This is a genomic window from Kitasatospora sp. NPDC058046 (assembly GCF_042885595.1).
GTDB lineage: Bacteria > Actinomycetota > Actinomycetes > Streptomycetales > Streptomycetaceae > Kitasatospora.
In genome coordinates this window covers 1-2,545 of record NZ_JBHVRS010000054.1, presented here as the reverse complement: position 1 = coordinate 2,545, position 2,545 = coordinate 1, and the positions used below count along the sequence as shown (strand labels likewise).

Genomic DNA, 2,545 nt, shown 5'->3' with positions numbered 1-2,545 from the left:
GCGCCGGGAACTGGAACGGCTGGACGCTGTTCCACCTGACCCGCGACCAGAACGACCGGGGACGCCTCCCGGCGCTGCGGCTGGTCGGCGCGGAATCCCTGCCCACCGGCCGCCCTGGACGCGAAGCCGTCCCCGGTCCGTGACCGACGCCGGCAGGCCCGCAAGAGGCCTGCTGCGGACCGCCCGGGCCACGCCCCGGCGAGCACACCGCGCTCACGCGCACCGCACCACACGCACCACCCATGGCGGCCGTCCGGGTCAGGGCCGCAACCCCGCCAACCGACCATCCCACCCCAGGAGTTCAACCGTGCACGACCCGCTGATCGAGGAACACGCCTTCCTCAGCAACACACGCACCGCAGCGCTCACCCGACCCGACGGCACGATGACCTGGCTGTGCCTGCCGGGCTTCGACTCCGCCGCGGTCTTCGCCAGCCTCCTCGGCACCCCCTCGGCCGGATTCTGGCGCCTCGGCCCGGCCAGGTACACCAACACGCCGCCCGAGAGCCGACGGCGCTACGTCGGCGACACCCTCGCCGTCGAACAGACCTGGGACACCGGCAGCGGCGTGCTGGAGGTGGTCGACCTCCTGCCCGCCCCGGACGCCACCGGGTACGCGCCGCCGACGGTCGTGCGCATCGCCACCTGCCGCAGCGGCACGGTACGTCTGGCCTCGAACTTCCGGCCCCGCCCCGGCTACGGCTCCCTCACCCCCGCCCTGCACGAAGCCGACTACGGCACGCCCCGGCTGCGCGTGACCGCCGGGAGCGACACGTACTGGCTGGACGGGCCCCGCCACACCGTCAACCTGGGCGGGTCCGCCTCCTGCGACACGCCGCTGAAGGCCGGGCAGAGCCTGGTCTTCGCGCTGACGTGGACGTCCACCGGCAGCCAGGCGCCCGCCCCGCCGGCGGACACCACCGTGCTGGAGGAGACCAAGCGGTACTGGACGCGGTGGGCGGCCGCCTGCACCTACGACGGCCCCAACCGGGTCGCCGTCCTGCGGTCGGCGCTCACCCTCAAGGGCCTGTGCGACCTCGGCGGCGCCGCGGTCGCGGCCCCGACCACCTCGCTGCCCGCGCCCATCGGCGGTGTACGCAACTGGGACTACCGCTACACCTGGCCGCGCGACACCGCGTGGATGATGCAGTCCCTCCTCGCGTTGGGATACACCGACGAGCCCATCGCCTACCGCACCTGGCTGACCACCCACATCGACCCGGACGCCCTCCAGCCCCTGTACGGGATCGACGGCGGCCCGGTGCCGGCCGAGGAGCCCCAGCCCCACCTGCCGGGCTACCGCGACTCCGAGCCGGTCCGGGTCGGCAACGCCGCCGCCGAACAGCACCAGTTGGACGTGTACGGCGAACTCGCCGACCTGCTCGCGCAGATGGACGACGCAGGCATCCCGCCGTGCCCGGACGCCGACCACCTGCTGCTCGCCCTCGCGCTCAAGGCCGAGCAGCTGTGGGAGCAGCCCGACGACGGGATGTGGGAGAGCAGGGGCACCCCGCGCCGGTACGTCTCCTCCCTGGTGTGGGCCTGGGTGGCCCTCGACCGAGCGGTGCGGGTGCTGGAACGCCACGGCGGCGCCGACCGCCAGACGCTGCTGCGGCTGGCGGCGAGTGCCGAGGCCATCCACACCGAGGTCTGTGCCCGCGGCTACGACCAGGGGCGCAACACCTTCACCCAGTACCTCGACGGCCACGACCTGGACGCCTCCCTCCTGCACATCGCCCGCACCGGATTCCTCCCGCCCGACGACAAGCGGGTGATCGGCACCGTCGAGGCGATCGAACGCGAACTCGGCGCCAGCGGCGGCATGCTCCTGCGCTACCCGACCCGTACCGATGCGGCCGACAACGTGGATGGGCTGTCCGGCCACGAAGGCGCGTTCGTCGGCGCCGCGGTCTGGATGGTCGAAGCCCTCGCCCTGATCGGCCGGCACGCCGACGCCGAGGACCTGTTCGGCCGCCTGCTGGCGGTGCGCAGCGACCTCGGTCTCCTCGCCGAGCAGTACGACCTCGCCGAGCAAGTCCATCTCGGCAACTACCCGCAGGGCCTGTCGCACGACGGCCTGATCCGGGCTGCCCTGGCCATCCACGCGGCGAGCACGACCCCTGCCGGTGAACTGGTGCTCGCGGCGGCACAGGGGTAGCGGCGCAGCGCCGCCCACCGGTCCACCACCTCCACCTGCCAACGCCCGCGTCCAGACCGGGCCTCGTCCTGCTGCGCCGCACCACCGGCGAGCAGCGCGCCGTCGCCGCACCCCGAGCGGTAGGCCGCCACGACACCTCTGCGGCGGCCTGCCGCCGGCAGTCGGGCGCGCCGGTGGAGGTCCCGCCCTCAACCCGGCCGGACCACGGCCGACCCCATCCCTACGAGGAGCGCCTCCCCGTGATGATCACCGACACCATCGACCGACTGCCCCCGGAAGGACGCCGACTACTCGCCGACATCGCCCACCTTCCGGCGCCGGACCTGGACGTGCACACCGTGGCCGCCTCCACCGCCACTCCCACCCGCGAGACCAGGAAACGGCTGG

1 protein-coding gene is annotated in these 2,545 nt (G+C 73.8%); it reads left to right on the top strand.

Features of this window, described 5'->3' with window-relative positions; all coding sequences use genetic code 11:
- Nucleotides 1–307 precede the first annotated feature (307 nt).
- Nucleotides 308–2,158 (top strand): glycoside hydrolase family 15 protein, encoded by a 1,851-nt coding sequence (locus ACFVU7_RS44700; protein WP_388052434.1) that lies wholly within the window; start codon nt 308–310, stop codon nt 2,156–2,158.
- The last annotated feature ends 387 nt before the right edge of the window (nt 2,159–2,545 follow it).